11 protein-coding genes are annotated in these 22,816 nt (G+C 77.1%); 1 reads left to right on the top strand and 10 read right to left on the bottom strand.

The features are described from left to right. Window positions 1-130 precede the first annotated feature (130 nt). Window positions 131-1,234: a saccharopine dehydrogenase NADP-binding domain-containing protein gene (locus tag ACFY3N_RS18280; RefSeq protein WP_390817697.1), complete on the bottom strand. Its 1,104-nt coding sequence runs from the start codon at window positions 1,232-1,234 to the stop codon at window positions 131-133. An 80-nt stretch (window positions 1,235-1,314) separates the two neighbouring features. Between ACFY3N_RS18280 and ACFY3N_RS18275 the strand changes: the two genes are divergently transcribed. Then, window positions 1,315-2,238, top strand: a complete 924-nt coding sequence (locus tag ACFY3N_RS18275; RefSeq protein ID WP_390817696.1) for an NAD(P)/FAD-dependent oxidoreductase — start codon at window positions 1,315-1,317, stop codon at window positions 2,236-2,238. Window positions 2,239-2,283: 45 nt separating this feature from the next. On the opposite strand, the gene ACFY3N_RS18270 is transcribed toward ACFY3N_RS18275, so the two are convergent. The 9 genes from ACFY3N_RS18270 to ACFY3N_RS18230 are packed head-to-tail and all read right to left on the bottom strand — an operon-like array spanning window position 2,284 to window position 22,763. Beyond that, a complete protein-coding gene (locus tag ACFY3N_RS18270) occupies window positions 2,284-4,299 on the bottom strand; it encodes a condensation domain-containing protein (protein WP_390817695.1) in 2,016 nt (671 codons plus the stop codon). Further along, a complete protein-coding gene (locus tag ACFY3N_RS18265; RefSeq protein WP_390817694.1) occupies window positions 4,296-5,720 on the bottom strand; it encodes a methyltransferase in 1,425 nt (474 codons plus the stop codon). Before ACFY3N_RS18265 ends, ACFY3N_RS18270 begins: the two co-directional genes overlap by 4 nt. Then, window positions 5,717-7,075 (bottom strand): class I SAM-dependent methyltransferase, encoded by a 1,359-nt coding sequence (locus ACFY3N_RS18260; RefSeq protein ID WP_390817693.1) that lies wholly within the window; start codon window positions 7,073-7,075, stop codon window positions 5,717-5,719. The genes ACFY3N_RS18265 and ACFY3N_RS18260 overlap by 4 nt, the downstream gene beginning before the upstream one ends. After that, on the bottom strand, window positions 7,053-8,636 hold the full coding sequence (locus ACFY3N_RS18255) for an ABC transporter ATP-binding protein (protein ID WP_390817692.1): 1,584 nt from the start codon (window positions 8,634-8,636) through the stop codon (window positions 7,053-7,055). The genes ACFY3N_RS18260 and ACFY3N_RS18255 overlap by 23 nt, the downstream gene beginning before the upstream one ends. After that, on the bottom strand, window positions 8,633-9,454 hold the full coding sequence (locus ACFY3N_RS18250; RefSeq protein WP_390817691.1) for an ABC transporter permease: 822 nt from the start codon (window positions 9,452-9,454) through the stop codon (window positions 8,633-8,635). Before ACFY3N_RS18250 ends, ACFY3N_RS18255 begins: the two co-directional genes overlap by 4 nt. Further along, window positions 9,451-10,431 (bottom strand): ABC transporter permease, encoded by a 981-nt coding sequence (locus ACFY3N_RS18245; RefSeq protein ID WP_390817690.1) that lies wholly within the window; start codon window positions 10,429-10,431, stop codon window positions 9,451-9,453. Before ACFY3N_RS18245 ends, ACFY3N_RS18250 begins: the two co-directional genes overlap by 4 nt. Next, on the bottom strand, window positions 10,428-11,993 hold the full coding sequence (locus tag ACFY3N_RS18240) for an ABC transporter substrate-binding protein (protein ID WP_390817689.1): 1,566 nt from the start codon (window positions 11,991-11,993) through the stop codon (window positions 10,428-10,430). Before ACFY3N_RS18240 ends, ACFY3N_RS18245 begins: the two co-directional genes overlap by 4 nt. Before the next feature lie 46 nt (window positions 11,994-12,039). Then, on the bottom strand, window positions 12,040-18,777 hold the full coding sequence (locus tag ACFY3N_RS18235; RefSeq protein WP_390817688.1) for an SDR family NAD(P)-dependent oxidoreductase: 6,738 nt from the start codon (window positions 18,775-18,777) through the stop codon (window positions 12,040-12,042). Beyond that, window positions 18,774-22,763 (bottom strand): amino acid adenylation domain-containing protein, encoded by a 3,990-nt coding sequence (locus tag ACFY3N_RS18230; protein ID WP_390817687.1) that lies wholly within the window; start codon window positions 22,761-22,763, stop codon window positions 18,774-18,776. Before ACFY3N_RS18230 ends, ACFY3N_RS18235 begins: the two co-directional genes overlap by 4 nt. Between the last annotated feature and the right edge of the window lie 53 nt (window positions 22,764-22,816).

The following is a 22,816-nucleotide window of genomic DNA, read 5'->3' as shown; positions in this document are numbered from 1 at the left end:
GCCGTTCTGGTGGGGGGGGGGGGGGGGGGGGGGGGGCGGGGGGGGGGGGCGCGGGGGGGGGGGGGGCCCGCGGCGGGGGGGCGGGGGGGGGCCGGGGGGGGGGGGGGGGGCCCCCCCCCCCGGCGGGTGCCTACGACACGCTCAGCTCCGCGACGCCGTCCGCCGCCAGCTCCTCGGTCACGCGTACGGGATCGAGCACCTCCGCGGCGAAGTGCACACCGGGAGCGATCGCCCCGTCGAGCGTCCGGAGGGCGGCGGCGGCCGCGAGGAATCCGCTCAGTTCGTAGGAGTCCGCGGCGCGCAGGGTGAGTCTCGCGACCGGCCGGTCGTCCGCGGCCCCGTCGCGGAGGTGGAACTCCTGTCCGTACCAGGCCCCGTGACGCCGCACGTCCTCATCGGCCGCCGCGACCAGCCCGGCGGTCTCCGTGCTGTCCAGGGCCCACGCCATGGCCAGTTCCCCGGCCAGGCGCTCCCCGCCGAAGACGGTGTACCAGCGCACCTCCCCGATGCCCGTGGCACGGGCCAGCCGGACGGCCTCGGCGGACAGGAAGGGGAAGGCGTCGACGGGCGCGGGGAAGGCGTCGAGCCGCAGCCCTCTGCGGGGGGCCAGCGCACGCTCCCGCACGCGGTCCCGCCGCCAGGCCGCCGCCGGTGTGCCGTGCTCCGGCCCCCGGCCGAGCAGCACGTCGCCGGCCGCCGCCGGCGTGAGCGGCGCGACACCGCCCAGGTAGGCGTCCAGTACGGCGGCGCCGGGGGTGCGGGCGGCGAGTGCGCGGGGCAGCAGCGACGACAGGCCCGGCAGCGCGCCGGCGGACAGCACGGCCACCCGTCCGGCCGCCGCCCACCGTTCGGCGCCCCCGTCGGCGGCGAGCAGGGTGTGGACCGGGTCGTCACCGGCCGCGTCGACGTAGTCGGCACCGCCTCGCAGCGCGGCCCGCGCGACCGTGTCGAGGACGCGGTAGGAGGGCCCCGCGCAGTTGACGACGAGCCGGCAGCGCCGCGTGAAGCGGTCCAGCGCCCCGGCGTCGGCCAGGTCCACGGCCAGGGCGCTCACGTCCGGGCCGCCCTCCGGAAGGCCCGCGACCAGCGCCCGCGCCCGGCCGGGATCACGCCCGGCCACCAGCAACGGGCCGACGCCCGCCCGGTGCAGCCGTCGCACGACCGCGCCGCCGACCGCTCCGTAGCCGCCGATGACGCCGACGGCTTCGGTGTGCCGCTCGGAGTTCTTCCCCATTCTCCACCGATCCCCTTCTTGAAAATGATAATTATTATCGTAACTTGCCGATCGACAGACCACGGAAGAAGTGACCGACGATGTACGACGTGATCGTGGTGGGCGGAGGCCCCGCGGGCCTCAACGCGGCGCTGGTGTCCGGGCGCCAGCGCAGACGGGTCCTCCTGCTGGACTCGAACCGCCCGCGCAACGCGCCCGCGGAGCGGATGCACATGTTCCTCAGCCGTGACGGCTTCCCGCCCGCCGAGCTGCGCCGCACAGGCCGGGAGCAGCTCGGCGCCTATCCGAACGTGGAGGTGCGCGAGGCCACCGTCACGGCCGCCGCGTCCGCGGCGCCGGGCTTCGCCGTGACGCTGGCCGACGGCACGGTGGAGCGCGCCCGCAAACTGGTCCTCGCCACGGGGCAGGTCGACGTGCTCGACGAACGGGTGGAGGGACTGTCCGCGTTGTTCGGCCGGGGGGTGTACCACTGTCCGTTCTGCCACGGCTGGGAGACGAGCGGGATGAGCCTGGCCGTCCTGGGGCACGAACTGCCGCAGGTGATGCAGGCCCTCTACGTCGCCGACCGGTTCAGCGAGGACGTGGTCGTGTGCACCGACGGCCACCCCGTGCCCGAGCAGGCCGCGGGCCGGCTCGCCGAGGCCGGGATCGCCGTGGAGGAGGCGGCCGTGACCCGGATCGAGGGCCGGGAGGGCGCCGTCCGCCTGGTCCTGGCCGACGGACGGGTGCTCGAGCGGCAGGGCGTCTACCATCGTGCGCCCACCCGTCAGCACTCCGCGCTGGCCGAGCGGTTGGGGTGCGTGATCCTCCCGGACGGCTGTGTGCGGGTGGACGAGTTCCAGCGCACGTCCGTGTCCGGGGTGTACGCGGCCGGTGACACCGCCCGCCTGGAGGCGCTGCCCGACGCCCTCACCTTCGTGATCACCGGCGCCGCCGACGGTGCCCGTGCCGCGGTCTGGCTGGACCAGGAGCTCTTCCGCGAGGACGCCGCCCTGGGCGGCTGACACCGGGGTGCGGCGGGGACGGCCCCGCCCCCGCCGCACCCTTTCTCACCGGTCGTCGGGTTCGCGCAGGGCGGCGGCGAGTCCGGCCACCGTGGGCTGCCGGAGGAAGCGCCGGGGCGTCACCCGTCCCCGTCCCTCCCTCGCCAGCGACCCGAGCATCCGCACCGCGAGCAGCGAGTCGCCGCCGAGGGCGAAGAAGTCGGCGGTGCGCTCGTCGACCGGGCAGTCCAGCAGCTCCCGCCAGTGCGCCGCGACGGCTCGCTCCGTGTCGTCCCGGGGCGGCCCCGGTTCCGCTCCCCCGGACGCCGCCGCGGGTACGGACAGACGCCGGCCGGACGCCGGCCGACGCGGCCCGGCCTGCTCGGCGTCGACCGCGCCGGGCAGCTCCACCACGGCGGCCCAGCCGTCCGGTTCGACCAGGGATTCCACGGTGGCCATGAGGTCGGCGAACATCCGGTCGACGTCCGCTCCCGCGAACAGCTCCTCCACCAGCGAGAAGACGACCACCAGCTCGCCGCGCAGCTCGAACAGCCGCACCTCCAGGGCCACCTGGGGCGTCCGCAGCTGCTGGTGGTGGCTCAGCAGGTCGATGACCCCGAGGGGACCGGCCTCCTGGGGCACCTCGCTGCCCAGGGCCGCGTCCACGCCCAGGGTGGACTGGAAGACGACGGGTGCGACCGGGCGGTGGGTGCCCCGGCGGCGGCCCAGTTCGCGGGAGACCTCCACGCCGGTGATCAGGTTGTGGGCGAGCGCGTCGCCGATGTCCCGCTGCGCGCGGCCGGCGAGGTCGGCGAAGACGGGGGCCGCCGGCAGCTCGACCGGCAGGAGCATGGTGGAGGAGAAGGCTCCCACCAGGCGGGACACGTCGGGATGGAGCGGGAGGCGGTTCAGCTGGAGGGTGTTGAGCAGGAAGCGGCGGTGGCCGCAGGCCCGGGCGACGGCGGCGGCGAAGGCCGCGAACATCGCCGCGGACGGGGTCACGCCGTGCTCGGTGCACAGCCGGCGCAGCCTTGACCAGCGCTCCGGGTCGAGCACCGCCTGCCGGGTGCCCATCAGGGTGGGGCGCACCTCGGCGGGGTCGGCCACCAGCGGCAGGGCCGGCGGCAGCGGGAAGCCGTCGAGACGGTCCCACCACCAGTCGCGGTCCTGCTGCCACGCCTCGGTGCCGGGCAGGTCCCGCAGGGTCGTCACGTAGTCGCCGTAGTCGATGTCCAGGGGCGCGAGGACGGCGTTGTAGTCGGAGACCAGGGCGAACAGGTCGCGGTAGAAGACGCCGGAGGACCAGCCGTCGATGATCAGCAGGCTGGTCGAGGAGTGCAGCCGCGCGCGGTTCCCGGACATCAGTGTCAGCCGCATGTCCAGGCCGCAGCCCCGCGAGGGGTCGGGGCCCTCGGTGCTCATCTCGTGGCGGATCTCCGCGAGCCGCGCGGCGGCGGTCTCCTCGTCGGTGCCGCGCAGGTCGGTGACCTGGAGCCGCGGGACCGCCTCCGGGTCGTCCAGGGGCAGGACGTGCTGCCGGCCGTCGGGCAGGATGCGCGCCCGCAGGACGGCCTGGTGCTCGGCCAGGCGCTCCAGGGCGTCCTGCAGCGCCTCGGGGGCTTCGTCGGCGTCGATGTCCTCCAGCCCGATGTCGACGTAGTGGTGGGCGGAGCGGTACGACAGCTCCCAGGCGTCCTGCTGGCCGACGAAGTAGCCCTGCTGGAGCGGCAGGAGCGGGAACGGGGCCTCCGGGTCGGCGCGTCGGCGCAGGTCCAGCGGCAGCGGGCGCAGCGCGCCGGTGCCGGTGCTGCGTTCGTGGACGAGGGCCGCGAGCTGCGCGGCGCTCTGCTCGACCCGGACGTCCGCCAGCGCCAGCGGCGTGCCCAGCCGTTTGCGGAGCATGGCGGCCATGCGGACGGCCAGGACGGAGTCGCCGCCCAGGCTCAGGAAGCTGGCGTCCGCCGGTACGGCGGTCAGGTCGGTCTCCAGGGCGTCGGCCCACACGGCGCGGACGGCGTCGACCAGGTCGGCCGGGGCCGGCTGCGCGGCGGCGGTGTGCCCGGGGGCGGGGGCGGAGGTCAACAGGGGGCTCCAGTCGGGTCGGTGGGGCGGATGATGTGGTCCACGGTGTGAATCCGTGGGAGGGGGAGGCCGGGGGGCAGCCGGCCGGCGAGCGCGGCGCGGACCCGGCCGGGGTCGGGGCGGGTGCCGCGGGTCCTGACGCGTCCCGCGACGACGCGCTGGCCCGCGGCCGCGGCGAGGGGATGCGCCTCGTGCGGCAGGACGGGCAGCGGGTCGAAGCCCGCCGCGTCCAGTTGCGCCGTCCACTCCTGTGCGGTGAGGAAGACCCGGTCCTGTCCGGCCCGCAGGTCCGTGAACCAGTCCTGTTCACCGGGGGCCGGTGACATCAGCAGGTACATGGAGGTGAGCGCCTGGTAGTGCTCCTGGCACGACTCGACCAGGACCAGCAGCCCGCCGGGGACCAGCAGTTCCCGCAGGGCGGCCAGGGCGCGTCCGGCGTGCCGTGCGTTGTGCAGGACGTTCGCCGCCAGGACGACGTCCTGGGATGCCGGCTCCAGGCCCTGCGCGAGCGGGTCGTCCTGGATGTCGAACAGGGCGTACCGCACTCCGGGCCGGCCGCCGAGGACGTCCCCGGCCGCCCGCAGGAAGAACGGGGAGACGTCCGTGAACAGGTAGTCGACGGGGAGGCCGCCGAGCGCCTCCAGGACGGTGCCGGTGGTGCCGCCCACCCCGGCGCCCGCTTCGAGGACGCGCAGGGGGGCCGGTGCCGTCCGGCGGCGCGCCTCGTCCGTGATCAGGGACGCGGCGGCGTGGTTGGCCCAGCGGCTGGGGACGCTGTCGCGGTAGTTGCCCCGCGCGGTGTCCGTCTCCCCGTCCGGGAAGAGGACCTCCTGCAGGGAGGCGCGGTCCTGGAGCAGCAGCGGGAGCCGTTCGGCCGCGGCCCGGAAGAACCGGGTCATGGAGGCCGGGTAGCCCAGCCCCGCGCAGGCGCCGTCCAGCTCGCGCAGCGCCCGGGCGTGGTCACGGCGGTCCGGTGCCACGAGGGAGTGGTGGCGGCCCGTGCGCGGATCCAGGCGGAGCCGGCCCTCCGCGGTCAGGGTGCGCAGCCAGCGCCGTACGATCCACGCGTGCCGGGGGGCGACCGACAGGGCCGCGAGGACCTCCTCGGTGGCGGGACGGCCGGCGTCGCGGAACAGCCGGGTCCGGTCGAGCACCCGGGCCATCGTCAGCAGCGCCGTCTCGTCGAGCCGGCGCATCAGCGCCGGGAGGGGGGCCGGATCGGTACCGCGTACGGCGGCGTCACCGGCGTCCGCGGCCCGGCTCGCGGCGCGGACGTCGTCACGGCCCGGGCCGGACGGCGTCCGCGTGGCCGGTGGCGGGCCCGCCACCAGCAGGGTCTCCCCCGCGTCGCCGCGCACCAGTTGCCGGTCCGTCACGCCCGGGAGCCCGGCGAGGACCGCGTCGGTGAGGGCGCCGTTCACGCGGGTCCGCCCTCCACCACGGTGATCGCCGGCGGGACCGTGTCCGGCTCGGCCCGGCGCAGGTGATCGCGCAGCACCTCGGGCAGGCGGCGCCGCACGAACAGGGGGAACGGCTCGTGGGCGGCCGGGCCGGAGGGCACCGGCACCTCCGCGGCTGCGGGGGCGCAGTCCGCGGGCGACGCCACGGCCAGCAGGCGCGGGTCGGCGGCGTCGAGCAGCACGGCGGCGTCCGCTCCCTCCAGGGCCTCGCGCAGGGCGTACGGGGTCACCGCCCCGGGGGTGTCGTGGAGGAGCGCGTTGGGGATCCCGTGGACGACGACGGGGCCCTCGCCGAGCTTGCCGCGCAGCGCCTCCCGGACGCCGCCGCCCCCGTGCCCCTCCCAAGGGGTGCGGCGCACCCGCCGCACGTCCGGACCGCCGACGCGCAGCACGACGTCGTAGCGGTAGCGGGTGAGTTCGGTGTCCTCGGCCATGGTGCGGGCGTGCACGCTCATCCGGACCGGCCCCGGCCGGTCGGCGATCGCCGCGGCGACGGCCGCCGGGGTGAAGGACAGTTCCTCGTCCGCCGCGGCGGCGGCCGCCGCCCTGGCGGCGATCGTCGTGTCGTCCGCCTCGGGGTCGCGCGCCCGTTCCAGCCGTCCGAAGTGGTCGAGCAGCAGGCCGGAGTGCCGGATGTCCCCGACGACGACGGTGCCGCCGTCCTCGACGACGGACAGCGCCCCGTGCAGGACGGCCGTCAGGTAGGCCAGGTCGGGGAAGCACTGGGTGACCGAGTTGAGCAGCACGCAGTCGGGGAGCGCGCCGGGGCCGAAGGCGGCGTCCATGGCGTCGCGCACCCGGGGGGCGGCGGTCTCGTGGGCGGCGGCCCGGACGAACGCGGTGCGGGGCAGGCCGGCGCCGGTGAGGCGGTCCACCGCGACCTGGGCGACGTCGGTGCCGGCGTACCCGTCCAGGTGCGGGTGCAGGCGGTGGGCGAGCAGGCCGGTGCCGCAGCCGAGTTCGAGGACCCTGCGCGGGCGCCGGGCCAGGACGAGGTCCACCGTGCGGTCCACCCAGTCCAGCATGTGGGCCGCGGGCAGCGGTGCCCCGGTGTCGGAGGCCCGCCATCCGGACAGGTCGAGGTCGTCGGCGTGCCGTCCCTCGGCCGTCTCGTACGTCCACTCGTAGACCTCGGCCCACTGTTCGAGGTGCTCGCGCATCAGGGGGCCCGGCTCGGGTGCGGCGGTCACGGCGTCCGGGTGCGGGACGACCCGGACGCCGCCGTCGGGTGCGGGGTGGGCCCGGGCCACCCAGGGATGGGCGGCCAGCAGGCCCGCGATCCGGCCGGGGTGTTCAGCCGTCGTGTGGTCGGACACCGGAGTGCTCCGTTCTGTCGTCGTGGAGGTGGTCGCGGGGCGCGGCCGGCCGCGGGGCCAGGCGGCGCCCGGTCAGGTGGAGGACGCGGTCGGCGCGGGCGGCCGTGCCGGCGTCGTGCGTCACGGTCAGGACGGCGGGCCCGTCCTCCCGCAGCCGGTCCAGCAGGTCGAGGACGAGCCGTGCCGAGCCGGGGTCCAGGCCCGCGGTGGGTTCGTCCAGCAGCAGTACGTCGGGCTCGGCGGCGAGCGCCCGGGCGAGGACGACCCGGCGGCGCTGGCCGCCGGAGAGCGCCGCCGGTCTGCGGCCGGCCAGCTCGGCGGGGAGCCCCACGGCTTCGAGGAGTTCCCGCACGCGTTCCCGTCCGGCCGCCGCGGTGGCCCCGTGGAACACCTTCAGCGGCCGGGTCACCGCCCGGCCCGCGGTGTGCGCCGGGTTGAGTTCGGCCACCGTGTCCTGTCCGGCCAGCTGGACGGCGCGCAGCATCCGCCGGTCGCGCGAGCGGGTCCCGGCGGGCAGCGGGCGTCCGTGCAGGAGCAGGTGTCCGCCGGCCGGTGGACGGCGGCCCACGAGTGCGTGCAGCAGGGTCGTCTTGCCGCTGCCCGAGGGCCCGGTGACGGCCAGCCAGCCGCCCGCCGGCAGGTCCAGGTCGGTGGGGTCGAGCAGCGGTGTGCCGTCCGGGGCGAGCAGGGTCAGGCCCCGCGCGGACAGCACGGCGGCCGAAGACGGGGCGGGGTCCGCCGTGCGGGGCGGCACGGGGCCGGCGACCCGGCCGCGCGGGCCCCTTTCCGGGGAGCGCGGCATCCTTTCCCGTACGGCGCCGGTCGCTCCCGACGCGGTTCGGGCGCGGGAGGCCGGGCCCGGGTCCGCGGCGAGCACCAGTGTCCGGTCGGCCAGTTCCGCGGCCAGCCGGGCGTCGTGGGTGACCAGGAGAACGCACCGGCCGGGGACTCCCCGGCGGGACCGCACCACGTCGGCCACCAGGCCGGCCGTCGCGCGGTCCAGCGCCGAGGTCGGCTCGTCGAGGACGAGGAGTTCCGGATCGGTGCACAGGGCCCGGGCGAGGGCGACCCGCTGGGCCTGTCCGCCCGAGAGCTCCCCGGCCCGGCGGGAGGCGAGCCGGGGCGGAAGGCCCAGGCGGTGCATCAGCTCCCCGACCCGCAGGGCGCGGGCGGCGGCGTCACCGGTGAACTCCTCGCCGATCAGCCGGTCCACCCGCCACAGCGGATGGAGCGCCGCAGCCGGGTCCTGCGCCAGCCAGCCGCACCGGACGCGCCGCCACCGTGCGGCGGCCCGGCCCTGCGGCACCGTCGCACCGCGCCAGCGCACGGTGCCCGCCGTGCGGTGCAGTCCGTCCGGGAGGACGTCGAGCAGGGCGCGCAGCAACGTGGACTTGCCGGCGCCGGACGCTCCGGTGACGGCCAGCACCTGCCCCGGTCCGACACGGAGGTCGACCGGCGGCAGGACGACGGCTCCGCCGGGGGTGCGGCGGACGGTCAGGCCCTCGGCGGCCAGCAGCGGGGCGCCGGCCGGGACCGGACCGCCGTGGACGTCGGTCGTCATGTCGCCTCCCCCGGGGTCCGGGCGGCCGTCCGGGCGGCCGCGGCGAACACCCAGGCGCAGCCCGCCAGGGGGACCGCGGGGGCCAGCAGAGCCCAGGGGTTGAGCGCGGCGCCGGGCAGGTTCTCGCTCAGCATCAGGGCCCAGTCGGGGTCCGGGGGCTGGGGGCCCAGGCCGAGCACGGCGAGGGCCGAGGCGATCTGCAGCGCCGTGACGAGCCGGAGCCCGGCGTCGGCGGCGACCAGGCGGCGCAGGGCGGGCAGCACTTCGCGGAGCAGGACGGCGGGGGTGCGCTCGCCCCGCTCGACGGCGGCGTGCACGTGCCCGCTGCCGCGCAGCTGCGCGCACTGCGTGCCGACGACCCGTGCGGTGAGCGGGGCTCCCGCGAGCACGGCCGCCACGACGACCGCCGTGGCCCCCGGCAGGGCGGTGGCCAGCACCAGTGCCAGGACCAGGGCGGGGACCGCCAGCAGCAGGTCGCACAGGGCCCGTACGGCGCGGGGGACGCGGCCAGCCGACCAGCCCGCGGCCAGCCCGAGGCCCGTGCCGCAGACGACCGCGGCGACCGCGGCGGTCAGGGACACCGCCAGCAGCTGGGTGCCCCCGGCCAGGACCCGGGAGAGCACATCCCGCCCCAGGGCGTCGGTGCCCAGCGGATGTTGTCCGCCCGGCGGCGCCCAGGGGGCGGCGACCGTCCGCTCCGGTGGGTACGGAGCGGCGCACCGGCCGAGCGGCACGCACACCAGCAGGGCGAGGGCCGCGGTCACGGGCACCGGGGGACGGACGGCCTTCGGCAGGAGCGGCAGGGACCGGCCGGTCATGCGGTCCTCCCCGCTCCCGGTCCCGACGGACCGGTGTTCCCCGGGTGGCCGGGCACCGTGGTGCGCCGGGCGGCCAGGTCGGCCAGGAGCATGCCCAGCAGCAGGACGCCGGCCGGGAGGAGGGCCGCGGCCTGGATCACGGGGACGTCCCGCACCGCGACCGCGGACACCAGCAGCTGCCCGGTGCCCGGATAGCCGAACAGCGTCTCCACCAGCGCGGTGCCCGCCACGAGGCCGCCGGCCAGCAGGGCCGTGACCTGGAGCGCCGGCGCGGACAGGAAGGGCAGGACGTGCCGGTGCAGCACGCGCGGGGCGGGCAGGCCGCGCAGCCGTGCGTCGGCCACGTGCGGGCGGCGCAGGGTGTCGGCCAGCACCCCGCGCAGCAGGGCGGTGGCGAACGCGGCCGAGGGCAGTGCCAGGGTGAGCGCGGGCAGCACCAGGAGCCGGGGGTCCGCCAGGGGGGAGCCGCCGGGCGGCAGCAGGGACACGGGGGGCAGCCAGCCCAGCGGTCCCGCCAGGACCGCGCCGAGCACCGCCGCGTGGACCGGCTGCGGCACGGCGGCCAGTCCGGTGGCGGCCGAGCCGCCCCGGCCGCCGCGCAGGTACGTCACGGTCAGGGCCGCCGCGGTGAGCAGCACGGTGGCCGCGAGCGCCACCGCGACCAGGACGGCGGTGGCGGGCAGCCGTTCGGCGAACAGCGTCGCCACGGGTCTGCCGCCCGCCAGCGAGCGTCCCGGGTCCCCCCGGAGCAGGCCGTACAGCCAGTCGAGGTAGCGGACCGCGGCCGGCCGGTCCAGTCCGAGACGCTCCCGCTGCGCCGCGACGTCCTCCTCGGAGGCCCGGCCCGCCGTCCTCAGCTCCCCGGCGTCCCCGGGGAGCAGTTCGGTGGCCGTGAAGACCACGGCCGTGGCGGCGACGGCCAGGGCGGCGGCCCGGCCGACCGGGCGCAGGGCGCGGCCGGCAGCGCGCGGGGTCACCCGGCCATCCACACCTGGTCGAGGAACATGCGCTGGAACCCGGGCCCGTCGGGCAGGCCGCGCACGCCGGGCGCGGCGAGGTCGAGGCCGTCGCCGGTGCCCCAGACGACGTAGCCGCCGTCCTTCCACAGCTCGCGCTGGATGCCGGAGAGCAGTTCCTCGCGCCGCGCGTCGTCCGCGGTCGCCATGGCCCGGGCGAAGCCGTCGTCGAAGGTCTCGCTGCGCCAGGCGGTCTCGTTGGTCGGGGAGTCGGACAGCAGCCCGACGCGGACCAGGTCGGGGAAGGAGATGCCGCCGTAGTAGCCGGTGTAGAACGCCTTCTTGGCGTAGACGGCGGTCCAGTAGGTGTCCGCCGGCTCGACCTTCACCTCCGCGTCGACGCCGATGTCGGCGAGCTGCTGGGCGTAGAGGGTGGCGGCGGTGTCCATGCCGGGGTAGGAGGTGGTGGTGTGCAGGGTGACGGACAGTCCGTCGGCGTGGCCGGCCTCGGCCAGCAGCTTCCTGGCCTTCGCCACGTCGCGGGTGCGCTGCGGCAGGTCCTCGGGGGCCGAGGGGTCGTAGGGGGTGGGGAGGTCGTTGGCGACCTTGCCGTAGCCGAGGAACACGGTGTCGACCAGGGCCTTGCGGTCGGCGGCGAGGCGGAACGCCTCGCGGACCCGGGGGTCGTCGAACGGCTCGGTGTCCAGGCGCATGACGAACGGGTATTCGGTGACTCCGTCGCGCCGGACGACCTGGGTCCCCGCCGGGGATCCGGCGCTCCTGACCGCTGCGGGGCTGACGCTGCCGGCGACGTCGGCCTGCCCGGAGGCGACGGCGTCGGCGCGTGCCTGCGGGTCGGCGACGGCCCGGATCTCGATCCGGTCCAGGTGCGGGCGCTCGCCCCACCACGTGTCGTTGCGGGTCAGGACGGTGGTCTGGGCGCCGGTCCGCTCCACCCGGTAGGGGCCCGAGCCGGTGACGGGGCGGGAGAAGTCCTCGGTGCCCTCGGGCACGACGAAGGTGACGGATTCCAGGGCCCGGGGCGCGTCGGCCATCGGGGCGCGGGTGGCGAGGACGACGGTGTGCCCGTCGGGGGCGGTGGACTTCGCCAGGTCGAAGTCGGCGAGCCGGCCGTAGTTCTCGGCGGCCTTGCCGCCGATGCGGCGCAGGGAGTACAGCACGTCGGCGGCGCGCACCGGCGTGCCGTCGGTGAAGCGGGCGTCCTCGCGCAGGGTGAGGGTCCAGCGGTCCATGGCGTCGTTGGGCTTCCACGACGTGGCGAGTCTCGGCCGGGTCCTCCCGTCCTTGCCGGGGACGGTCAGGACGTCGTAGGTCAGGGCGAAGCGCAGGACGTCGGACTCGTTGCCGAGGCCGCCGTGCGGGTCGTCACTGGCGGTGGCCGGGGATCCGGCGACGGCGTACCGCAGGGTTCCGCCGTCGACGGGCGTGCCGGTGCGGGAGGGCGGGGTGTCGGCGGCGGGTGTGCCGGAGCAGGCGCTCAGCAGCAGGGTGCCGGCCGCCGCGAGGGCGGTGAGGGCGGATCTGCGGGAGAGGACGGGACGGGGTGACGGGTGCTGGTGCATGGTTGCTTTCCGCGAGGGGTTCGGGTGGCGGGGCGGGCGGCCGGGTTCACCGGCCGGGGCGTACGGCGGCCAGGGCACGGTCGATCAGGGCGGCGGTCCGCCGGACCGCGGGGTCGTGCAGCAGGGAGTAGTGGTGGCCGTCGACCGTGTGGGCGTCCACCGGTCCGGCGACGTGCGGCAGCCAGCCCAGGGCGGGCAGGTCCGCGGCGTCGTCCACGCCCATGCCGACACCGGCGTTGTGCGGCGAGGGGCGGGAGGCGGCGATCAGCAGCAGTCGGGTGGCGGGATCGGTGAGGTGTCCGGCCCGGTGGCCGGCGAGCGCCCGCAGGTGGCGCTCGAAGACCTCGAGGCGGGTGTCGGCGGTGTCCCGGGGGCCGAGCAGGCCGGCCGACCGCAGCCGTTCGGTGACGGCCCGGCGCACCGCCGCCGCGTCCGGGGCCGTGCGGATCGTCTCCGCGTCCGCGCCGAGCTCCAGGTCGAGGTCGAGGAACGCCTCCAGTGAGCGCAGGTAGCGGACGGCCGCGAAGGCGGTGTCCTGGGCGCGGTCGGTGCCGCCCAGCGCCCGGATGCGGTCGGGGGTGTTGGAGTCGATCAGGACGAGCAGGTCGGTCCGCTCGCCGCGCCGCTGGAGTTCCACGGCCATCTGGTGGGCGACCGTGCCGCCCATCGACCAGCCGCCCAGCAGGTAGGGGCCCCGCGGCTGGTGGGCGCGGAGCGCGGCGAGGTAGCGGTCGGTCATCTCGGCGATGGTCCGCGGTCCCGTGCCGCCGGTCAGGGCGGGGTCGGTGAGTGCCACGACGGGCCGGCCGTCGGTGAGGTGCCGGGCGAGTTCGCCGTAGCACAGCACGTCCCCGCCGGAGGGGTGCATCAGGAACAGGGGGCGGCCGCCGTCGCCGTCGTGCAGCAGCATGGCCGCGTCGGTGTCGGGGCCCCGGCCGTGACCGGCGGTCGTCGCCCGTTCCGGTGCGCGGGCCGGGGCGGCGGACACGGTGCGGGGTTCGTGGACGTCCCAGGACCGTGGTGCGTCGGCCAGCCGGCGGACCCGTTCGGTGTAGGCGGCGAAGGCCGCGTCCGCCTCGTCGGCGGGCAGGACGTCCTCCAGCACGTCCCACTGGAGCAGGAGCGCGCCGTGCTGCTCGATCACCTGGTGGTCCAGCCAGGTCTGCGGGGTGCTGCTCACGCCGTACACCGGCGTGCCCGCCCAGTCCAGGTCGTGTCCGCCGCCGAGCGGCCCGGACAGGCCCAGGGCGCTGGTGAAGACCACGGGGACGGACTCGGTGCGGCCGGTGCGCGAGGACTTCTCGGCCAGCAGGTCGAGGGCGGAGAACTCCCGGTGGTCCAGGTCCTCGAAGAGGGTGCGCCGGGCCCGTACGGCGGCGTCGGCGAAGCAGCGGACGTCCGTGCGGTCGACCTCGTGCAGCATCAGCGAGGTGAAGTCGCCGACCACGGCGTCCGCCCCGGGCAGGTGCGCGGGCCGGTCGAACAGGGTGAGGGTGACGGCGAACCGGTCCTGCCCGGACCACTCGGCGAGTGCCTCGCCGTAGGCCGCCAGCAGAACGGCCGTGGGGGTCAGCCCGCGCCGGGCCGCCTCCGCCTTGAGGGCGTCCCAGCGGTGCGGCTCCAGACGGGCGGTGCGCCGCGCGAAGCGGGGCCGGTCCCCGGGACCGGCGGTGCGTACGGGCAGGGCGGGCGCGCCGGGCAGGCCGTCCAGCCTGGCCCGCCAGTAGGCGGCGGCCCGCGCGTGCGCGGGGCCCTCGGCGCGGCGCTCGAGCGCGGCCACGCACTCCGCGAAGGTGGTCTCCAGCGGCGGCAGCGGGGCGCCGGGGTCGTGGTAGAGGGTGCGCAGTTCGCGGTCCCAGATCAGGTAGCTGGCGGTGTCGCAGACCAGCACGTCCACGTTGACGAACAGGCGGACCACGTCGCCGGGCAGGCGGGCGGCCCGGATGTCCACCAGGGGCCAGCGGCCCGGCCGGGGTTCGCGGCGCACCATGCGCTCGCGCACGCGTTCCAGCTTCCGGGCGCGCTCGGTGTCGTCGTCCTCCGTCAGGTCCTGCACGCGGATCCGGTAGCGGGGCACCTTGTCGAGCACCCGGTTGCGGCCCTCCGGGGAGACCACCGCGCGCAGCATCGGGTGGCGCGCGACGACCGCGTTCCACGCGGCCTCGTACCGGTCGGTGTCCAGGCCGGGACAGTCGTACTCCAGGTGGAAGGAGCAGGGGACGTCGCCGAGGCGGTAGCCGCCCGAACCGCCGACCCAGTAGGCGTGCTGCACCCGGGTGAGGGGGAACTCCCGGGGGCCGTCGGCGGACTGCGGGGACGGGGCGCCCGGGCCGGCCGGCGTGGCGGCGGCGCGCCGCGGTTCCCCGCCGGGCAGCAGCGGGGCCAGCGCCGCGACGGTCGGCCGGGCGAGCAGGTCCTGCAGCCGCAGGTCGGCCCCGTGGTCGTCGCGCAGCCGGGCCAGCATCCGGGTGGCCAGCAGGGAGTGGCCGCCGAGGGCGAAGAAGTCGGCGTCGCGGTCGGTGACGGGGAAGCCCAGCAGGTCCGACCAGACCTCGGCCAGTCGTGCCTCGGCTCCGGTGGTGAATCCCGCGCCGGCGGGCGGCTCCGTCGCGGGCGCGCCGGGAGCGGGTACGGCGGGGGCGGGTACGGCGGTGGGCGTGCCCGCGGTGCGGGGCGCGAGGTCGGCCGGTGAGACGGCGACGGAGGCCGGGGCACGGCCCCGGGCCGCGAGGGCCAGCAACCGGTCCACGGTGCGCATGCCGTCGGCCAGGCCGATCGAGTGCCGGGAGGCCACGGTGCGTTCGCTTCGGCCGGGGCCCACCCGCCAGCCGTCCCAGGCCACGCTGACCCAGCGGGGCGCCTCCGTTCCCGTGCTCCGCTCGTGTTCGGCGAGGGCGTCCAGGTAGCGGTTGACCGCGGCGTACGGGGCGAGGCCGAGGCCGCCGACGAACGCCGTGGCGGAGGACATCAGCAGGACGGTCGCCGGGCGGCGTCCGGGGGGCAGGCCGTGCACGGCGGCGCGCAGGGCGAGAGCCGCGGTGACCTTGGCGTGCGCGTGCGCGCGCACCGCCTGCTCCCCGGTGGCCCGCAGGGGTGCGACGGCGGCGGAGGCGACCACGCCGGCGGCGTGCACGACCAGGTCCAGCGGGCCGTCGCGGTCGGTCAGTTCCCGCAGCAGGGCCGTGGTGGCGGCGGTGTCCGCGGCGTCCGCGGCGCGGACCTCGAGGTCCGCGCCGGCCGCCCGCAGGACACGGATCGTCTCCGCCCGTTCCGCTTCGTCGCTGCCGGGTGCGGGGGCCGGGGGGAGCCCGGTGCGGCCGGTGACCACGACCCGCCGTCCGGAGCGGGCCAGGTGCCCGGCCAGGGCCAGGCCCACGTCGCCGAGTCCGCCCAGGATCACCGCCGTGCCCGTCCCGCCGTCGGCGGCGGCCGGGCCGTCCGCGTCCGGTGCGGACGGCCGCCAGGGGGTGATGCCGCGGGTCCAGCGGTGTCCGCCGCGCAGGGCGCACTCGGTGCCGTTCGGGCCTCCCGACGCCAGGTCCGCGGCCTCCGCGGACACGGCCCGGAGGTCGTCGGCGTCCGGCACTCCGGCCGGCAGGTCCACCGAGCGCCAGCGCAGGCCCGGGAACTCCTGGGCGAGGACGCGGGGGACGGCGAGGGCGGCGGCGGCGTGGGGGGCGGGCCGGTCGGCGCTCTCCACCTGCTGGGCGTCGTGGCTGAGGTGCAGCAGGCAGGTGCGGTGCGCCCAGGCCGCGGCGGCCCGCGCCACCTCCGCGTACCGCAGGACCGACGCGCCGACGGTTTCCGCCGGGTCGTCGCCGGTGTCACCGTGCGGGCCGATCACGACGACGCCCTCGCACGGGGTGCCGGGGTCGCGGACCGCCTCGTCGAGGGTGACGGTGCGGGCCCCGGCGGCGGCCAGCGCGGCGCGCACCGGTTCGGCCGACGGCGACCCGGGCGGACCGGCCACGAGCCAGCGGCCGCGCAGCGCCGGCCGGTCCGGCTCGACGGGAGGCGTACGCCGCCAGACGGGCAGCTGGAAGGGCTCGGACTCGTCCGGGGCGGCCTGTTCCCGCCCGGCCGGTCCGTCGGCCGCCGCGGCGGCCGACGGACCGGCGGCGGGCGGATCGATCCACAGTCTGCGGCGCTCCAGGGGCAGCCCCGGCAGCACGGCGCGGCGTCGCCCCGGGCGGTGCAGGGCAGCGGCGTCCAGGGGGACTCCGTGGGTCCACAGTTCTCCGGCGGCCGCGAGCAGCGCGGCGCGCCCCGCGCGGGGGTCGTCGCGGTCGGGGAAGGCCGCCAGGGTCGTCAGGGGCCGCCGGTCCTCCTGCTGACGGGCCAGCTGGAGCAGCGCGCCGCCCGGTCCCGCCTGGACGAGGACGGCCGGCCCGTCGCCCAGGGCGGTGGCCAGGGCGTCGGAGAAGCGCACCGTGGACCGCAGGTGGGCCACCCAGTGGTCGGCGCCGGGAGCGGTGTCCAGCAGCTTCCCGGTGAGGGTCGTGGCGAGCGGCACGCCGGGCACACGCGGCCGCACGGTTTCGGCGGCGGCACGCAGTTCGGGCAGGACCGGATCGACCAGGCGCGAGTGGGCTGCCGCGTCGAGGGAGAGCCGTACGGTGCGCTCACCGCGTGCGGTCAGGGCCCGCTCCACCTCGGCCACGGCCGGCGCGGGGCCGGACACCACGCAGGACCGCGGGCCGTTGACGGCGGCCAGGTCCAGTTCCGGGTGGTCGGCGAGCAGGGCCAGGGTCCGCCGCTCGGTCAGCGGAACCGTCAGCATCACTCCGCCGCCCGCCGTCCGGGACATGCCGCGCGAGCGGACCGCCACCAGGGTCGCGGCGTCGGACAGGGACAGGGCCCCGGACAGCACGGCGGCCACGTACTCGCCGAGGCTGTGGCCGACCACCGCGTCCGGTTCCACGCCCCAGGAGCGCAGCGTGCGCGCGGCGGCCAGGGAGACGGTGAACAGGGCGGGCAGTCCGTGGGCGGGGTCGCGCAGCAGCCGGCGCGCGTGCTCGTCGGACGGGTCGGCGGTGATCAGCGCGGTGAGGCCGGCGCCGGTCCCGTCGTCGAAGAGACCGGCGCACTCGCGCACGGTGCGGTCGAACTCCTCCTCCTCGGCGCACAGTCCGCGGCCCATGCCGGCGTACTGGGCCCCGCCGCCGGGGAAGGCCAGCACGATCCGGGGCGGGGTGGGGCCGGGGCGGCGCCGCGGGGCGGTGCGCAGGGCGCGGCCGTCGGCGTCCTGCGCCCCGGTGATCACGGCGGCGGCGCGGTAGGGCAGGGTGCGGCGGCCGGTGTGCAGGGTGTGGGCCGCGTCGGCGGGCGCGACCCGCGTGGTGCGCAGGGCGGTCGCGGTGGCGTCGGCGAGGCGGGCGAGGGCGTCGTCGCGGTGCGCGCTGAGCAGGACGAGCTGGGGCCGTGGATCGGCGGGGGGTTCGGGCCGGACGGGGGCGCTGCCCAGGACCACGTGGCAGTTGGTGCCGCCGATGCCGAAGGAACTGACGCCCGCGTACCGGGGGCCGGTCCAGTCGGTGGGCTCGTGGACGACGGTGAAGGGCGAGTCGTCCAGCCGGAGGTCGGGGTTGAGGGGCCGGGCGTCCAGGGTGGGCGGCAGTACGCCGTGGTGCAGGGCGAGGACGGTCTTGGCGAAACCGGCGATGCCTGCGGCCGAGTTGGCGTGCCCGATGTTGCTCTTGACCGAGCCCAGGGCGCACCAGGCGGGACCGGTGTCGCCGAAGACGCGGCGCAGCGCGGCGACCTCGACGACGTCGCCGAGACGGGTGGCGGTGCCGTGGGCCTCGACGTAGGTGATGTCCCGGGGCGTGAGACCGGCCACGGCGAGCGCCTCGGAGACCGCACGGGCCTGTCCGCGCGGCGAGGGGGCGGTGAAGCCGGTGCGGTCGCCGCCGTCGTTGTTCACGGCGGAGCCGTGCAGGACGGCCAGCACCGGGTCGCCGTCGGCGAGGGCGTCGCGCAGCCGCCGCAGGACGGCCACGCCGACGCCCTGCGTGTGCACGATGCCGGTGCCCTCGGCGGAGAAGGTCCGTACGTGCCCGTCGGCGGAGAAGATCCCGTCGGGGACGTGGAGGTAGCCCCTGCCCTGCGGGACGATCAGGGAGGAACCGCCGGCGAGCGCGGTGTCGCACTCCCCCGCCAGCAGGGACTGGGCCGCCAGGTGCACGGCCACCAGCGAGGTCGAGCAGGCGGTGCCCACCGCGACGGCGGGTCCGGTGAGCGCGAGGCGGTGCGCGACGTGCAGGGGGAGGTAGTCGGCCACGCCCGCGAGGGCCGCCTGGAGGCTGCCGACGGGGTCGGTGGCGGAGGCGGCGTACCGGTCGGCGAGGTTGCGGGCGAGGTAGTCGCTGTGGGCGGCGCCGGCGAAGACGCCCACGGCGCCCGCTCCCACGCCGCCGCCGTGTCCGGCGCTCTCCAGGGCGCGCAGGCACGCTTCGAGGAAGAGCCTCTGCTGGGGGTCCATCACGGCCGCCTCGGCGTCGGTCAGACCGAACGGCTCGGGGTCGAAGTGGTCCTGTTCGTCGATGACCCCGCTGACGGGTATGTGGGCGGGGTTGGCCTGCAGCCCCGCCGGGACGCCGCGTTCGGCCGGTTCCCGTTCACCGTGCCGGGTCAGCCCGCTGCGGCCGCCCACCAGCAGGTCCCAGTAGGCCGCCGTGTCGGGGGCTCCGGGGAACCGGCAGTCCAGGGCGGTGACCGCGATCAGGTCGTCGTCGGGCCGGGGCGTGTCCGGGGTGTCTCCCCGGGAGGGCGTCGGTTCGGTCATCGCGTGGTCTCCTCGGCCAGGGCGCGTGCGGCGACGCGGGACGTTCTGCGGGTGGGCCGTTCGGACCGCTCGGGTGCGGGAACGGCGGCGGCAGCGGGGGCCCGGTCGGTGTCCGGGGTGCTCCGGTCGGTGATGCGGGCGGCCAGGGCCGTGACGGTGGGGTGTTCGAACATGTCCGCCAGGGCGAGGCCGGGCGCGATGCCCTCGCGGAGCCTGCGGTGGGTGAGGACCAGGGTGAGGGAGGTGGCCCCCAGCTCCGTGAAGGTGCTGTCGGGTGTCACCGGCACGTCCGTGAAGTCGGCCAGGATGCCGGTGAGCGTCTCCAGGACGGCCGGGTCCACGGGCCCGGCCGCGTCCGGCCCGCGGTGCCGGGGCGTCCGGCCGGGTTCCGTGCCGTACCGGTCCGAGGCCGCGGTGCCGGACGCCGCCTTGGACGGCGAGGGCGCCGGGGGGTCCCCCGCCCCGGGGCGGCAGACCACCTCCGCCAGCCCTCCGGGGCTCAGCCGCGGCGCCGCGGCGTCGCCGTCGGCGGTCCGCGCCACGTGCCGGAGCCATCGGGCCGACGCCTCCAGCGCCTGGTCCGGCCGGAGCCGTCCGGGCCTGACCACGACGGCGGCCTCCAGGCCCAGGGCGGTCGCCTCGGCCAGCGCGGCGGCGACCCAGTCCCCGCCCGGTGCCGGCCCGGTGGCGGATCCGGCCGGAACCGTACGCGGTGCCGCGGAGGGTTCCTCCTTCGGCGCGGCGGCCGGGTCCGGCCCGTCGGCGCCGGCGGTCCGGTCGCCCGCGGGTGCGGCGGTCAGCGCCGCGTGGTCGATCTTGCCGTTGGCCGTCACCGGCAGCTGGTCCAGGATCACGAACCGGCCGGGCACCATGTAGTCGGGCAGCCGTTCCCGCAGGACGTCCGCCAGTTCCCGGGCGGTCGGCGGTTCGCTCGCGCCCCGGGGCGACAGGTGCGCCACCAGCCGGGGCCGTCCGTCGGGGCCGCGCACCGACGACACCACGCACTGGCGGACCGCCGGGTGACGGGCCAGCACCGCCTCCACCTCGCCCAGTTCGATGCGGTGCCCGCGGATCTTCACCTGCCGGTCGACGCGCCCGAGGAACTCGATGGTGCCCTCGGCGGTCCACCGGCCGAGGTCCCCGGTGCGGTACAGGCGGCGGCCCAGCACGGGGTGGACGGCGAACCTCTCGGCGGTCTGGACCGGATCGGCGGTGTAGCCGCGGGCCAGTCCGTCGCCGCCGATGAACAGTTCCCCCGCCTCGCCCACCGGGCAGGGCGCGCCGTCCTCGTCGAGGACGAGGAAGCTCTGGCCGCGCAGCGCCCGGCCGTAGGGGATGCTGCGCCACTGCGGATCGATGCGCTCCACCGGGTACGTGATGGACCAGATGGACGCCTCGGTCGCCCCGCCCAGGCTCATCACCTTCGCCCGGGGGGCCAGCCGTCGCAGCCGGTCGGGCAGGGTCAGGGGGATCCAGTCGCCGGAGAGCATCACCAGGCGCAGGGTGCGCAGCGCCTCGGTGGCCTCCTCCGGTTCCATCTCCGCGTACTCGACGAGCATTTCGAGCAGGGCGGGCGCGGTGTTCCACACGGTGACGCCGTGCCGGCCGGCCTGTTCGAGCCAGTGCTGCGGGTCGCGCTGCCGGGCGGGGTCGGGCAGCACCAGGGAGCCGCCGGCGCCGAGGACGCCGTAGATGTCGAAGACGGACAGGTCGAAGCTGAGCGCCGACAGCGCCAGCACCCGGTCCTCGGGACCGAGGGCGAACCGGTCGACGACGTCGTCGACGGTGGTGCGCGCGGCCCGGTGCTCGATCTCCACGCCCTTGGGGCTGCCGGTGGAACCCGAGGTGAAGATGGTGTAGGCGATGTCGTCGGGACGCGGGGCCGTGGGCGGGTGCGCGGCCGCGTCGGGGTTCGCGGCGCCGCGCGCGGGCCGGCCCGCGGCGCCCAGCCGGTGCACGGTGACGCCGTCGGGCCAGTCCGTCCTCACCCCGCGCCCGGTCAGCGCGTGCCGGACACCGGCCCGCTCGCAGACGGCGGCGACGCGCGCGGCCGGCCAGGAGGGTTCGACGGGCAGGTAGCCCGCCCCGCTCAGACTGACGCCGAGCACGGCGGTGATCTGCGCGGTGCCCTTCTCGCAGGCGACGGCGACCAGGTCGCCGGGCCCCACCCCGTGCGCGGTCAGGAGTGCCGCGGTGGCGGCGGCGTTGTCCGCGAGGCGGGCGTGGGTGACGGTGCCGGTGGAGGTGCGCAGGGCGGGCCGCTCCGGATGGCGCCGGGCCGCGTCGGTGACCGGATCGTGCAGCAGCGGACCGGCGGCCGGGAAGGGGTCGGCGTCCAGGGGTTCCGCGGAACGGAAGGAGGGGTCCCAGCCGAGCGCGGGGTCCCGCCAGGCCTCGGGCCGCGTCAGGGCCCGCAGCAGGCGCACGTGGGCGTCCAGCAGGGCCTGGACCCAGCCGTCGGGGAACGCGCCCTCGACCGCGTCCCAGGCCAGCCGGAGCCGTCCGCCCTCGTCCCACACGATGTGGTCGAGCAGCACCTGCGGGGTCTGGGAGATCCCGTACACCTCCCGGCCGATCCAGGCGGCCGGGGGCTCCCCGTCGCCCGCGAGACCCACCCCGCTGGTGAAGACCACCGGATGGCCGGGGGCCGCCGCCGACGGCGGGTTCTGCCCCCGCAGTTCCCTGAGCACCTCGACGCCGGACACGGACCGGTGGTCCAGGTCCTCCCAGAAGCGGTGGTTGACCTCGGCGGCGTAGCCGGCGAAGCCCTTCCAGTCGGCGGGGCTGAAGCGCGGCGTGCCGACCAGCGCGGTGGTGGTGAAGTCGCCGACCACGCCCTCGGCCCCGGCGCCGTCCTCCGGACGGTCGAACAGGGTGGTGTTGAGGCACACGCGGTCCCCGGCGCCCCAGCGGCCGAGCACGACGGCGAAGGCCGCGAGCAGGGCCGCGGTCGGTGTGACGGCGTGCTCGGCGCAGCGGGCCCGCAGCAGCGTCCAGGTCCCGGCGTCGAGTTCGGCGGCGGAGCGGACGAAGCGGGGCGGGGTGGTGTCGGCGGGATCGCGCCGCAGGGGCAGCCGCGGCGACGGCGGCAGGCCGGGGGCGCGTTCGGCCCAGTAGGCACGGTCCCGGGCGCGCCGGGCCGCCCACTCCGGGTCCTTCGAGCGGGCGCGCTGAAGGTCGGCGAACCGGGCCTCCGGCTCCGGGAGCCGGTGGGCGGGGTCCGCGACGAGGCGGCCCCATTGGCGCATCAGCAGCATCCAGCCGGCGAGGTCGGTCAGGAGCACGTCCACACCGATGTGCAGCCGGGTCAGCCCGTCGGGCAGCAGGGTGGCGTGGATGTCGAACAGCGGCCAGGAACCGGTGGGCCGGTTCTGGTGGGAACGTTCCCGCCGCTGGGCGGACAACGTTTCCCCCGCCCGTTCGGCGGACTCGCCCCGCAGATCGGTGACGCCGATCCGGTAGGGGCCGGGAGCGGCCGCGATGCGCTGGCGGCCCCGGTCGTCCACCGTCATGCGCAGCATCGGGTGGTGGGCGACCAGCCGGTTCCAGGCGGTTTCCAGCCGGGCCACGTCCACGAGCGGGTCCGTGTCGCCGGGTGTGCGGTCGTACTCGTAGTAGTAGAAGGTGGCCACTCCGCCCAGCGGCATGCCCTCGGCCCGCCCGGCCAGGTACGAGGCCTGAATGGGCGTCAGGGGGAAGCCCTCCGCCTCCTCCTCGTCCGGGGCCTCTTCCGGCGTGCGGCCGGCGAGCAGGCGGTCCGCCACCGCACGGGCCGTCGCCCCCTCCCCCAGGAAGGCGGTCAACGGCAGGTCCCGGCCGGTGCGTTCGCGGATCCTCCGCCTCAGCCGCACCGCGGTGAACGATTCGAGCCCCAGGGCCGCGAGCGGGGTCGTCGGCACGACCTCGTGCGGTGGTGTGCCGAGGACTTCGGCGATGCAGTCGAGGACGTGGGCAAGGAGGTCGTCGCTCGGCACAGGCTGGTTCATCCGGTCTCCGTCGCAGAGGCAGGCAAGAGAGCGCTTCCCCCGCAGAGAGATCC

Origin of the sequence: Streptomyces sp. NPDC000348, from assembly GCF_042898795.1 — a bacterium.
Lineage (GTDB): Bacteria > Actinomycetota > Actinomycetes > Streptomycetales > Streptomycetaceae > Streptomyces.
Note: the sequence above shows the minus strand (reverse complement) of the source record. Positions and strands in the feature narration are given on the sequence as shown.

Excerpts from the sequence above, each read along its gene's own strand:
- ACFY3N_RS18235 (WP_390817688.1), bottom strand. The coding sequence starts at position 18,777 with ATGACCGAACCGACGCCCTCCCGGGGAGACACCCCGGACACGCCCCGG.
- ACFY3N_RS18275 (WP_390817696.1), top strand. The coding sequence starts at position 1,315 with ATGTACGACGTGATCGTGGTGGGCGGAGGCCCCGCGGGCCTCAACGCG.
- ACFY3N_RS18255 (WP_390817692.1), bottom strand. The coding sequence starts at position 8,636 with ATGACGACCGACGTCCACGGCGGTCCGGTCCCGGCCGGCGCCCCGCTG.
- ACFY3N_RS18240 (WP_390817689.1), bottom strand. The coding sequence starts at position 11,993 with ATGCACCAGCACCCGTCACCCCGTCCCGTCCTCTCCCGCAGATCCGCC.
- ACFY3N_RS18280 (WP_390817697.1), bottom strand. The coding sequence starts at position 1,234 with ATGGGGAAGAACTCCGAGCGGCACACCGAAGCCGTCGGCGTCATCGGC.
- ACFY3N_RS18230 (WP_390817687.1), bottom strand. The coding sequence starts at position 22,763 with ATGAACCAGCCTGTGCCGAGCGACGACCTCCTTGCCCACGTCCTCGAC.
- ACFY3N_RS18250 (WP_390817691.1), bottom strand. The coding sequence starts at position 9,454 with ATGACCGGCCGGTCCCTGCCGCTCCTGCCGAAGGCCGTCCGTCCCCCG.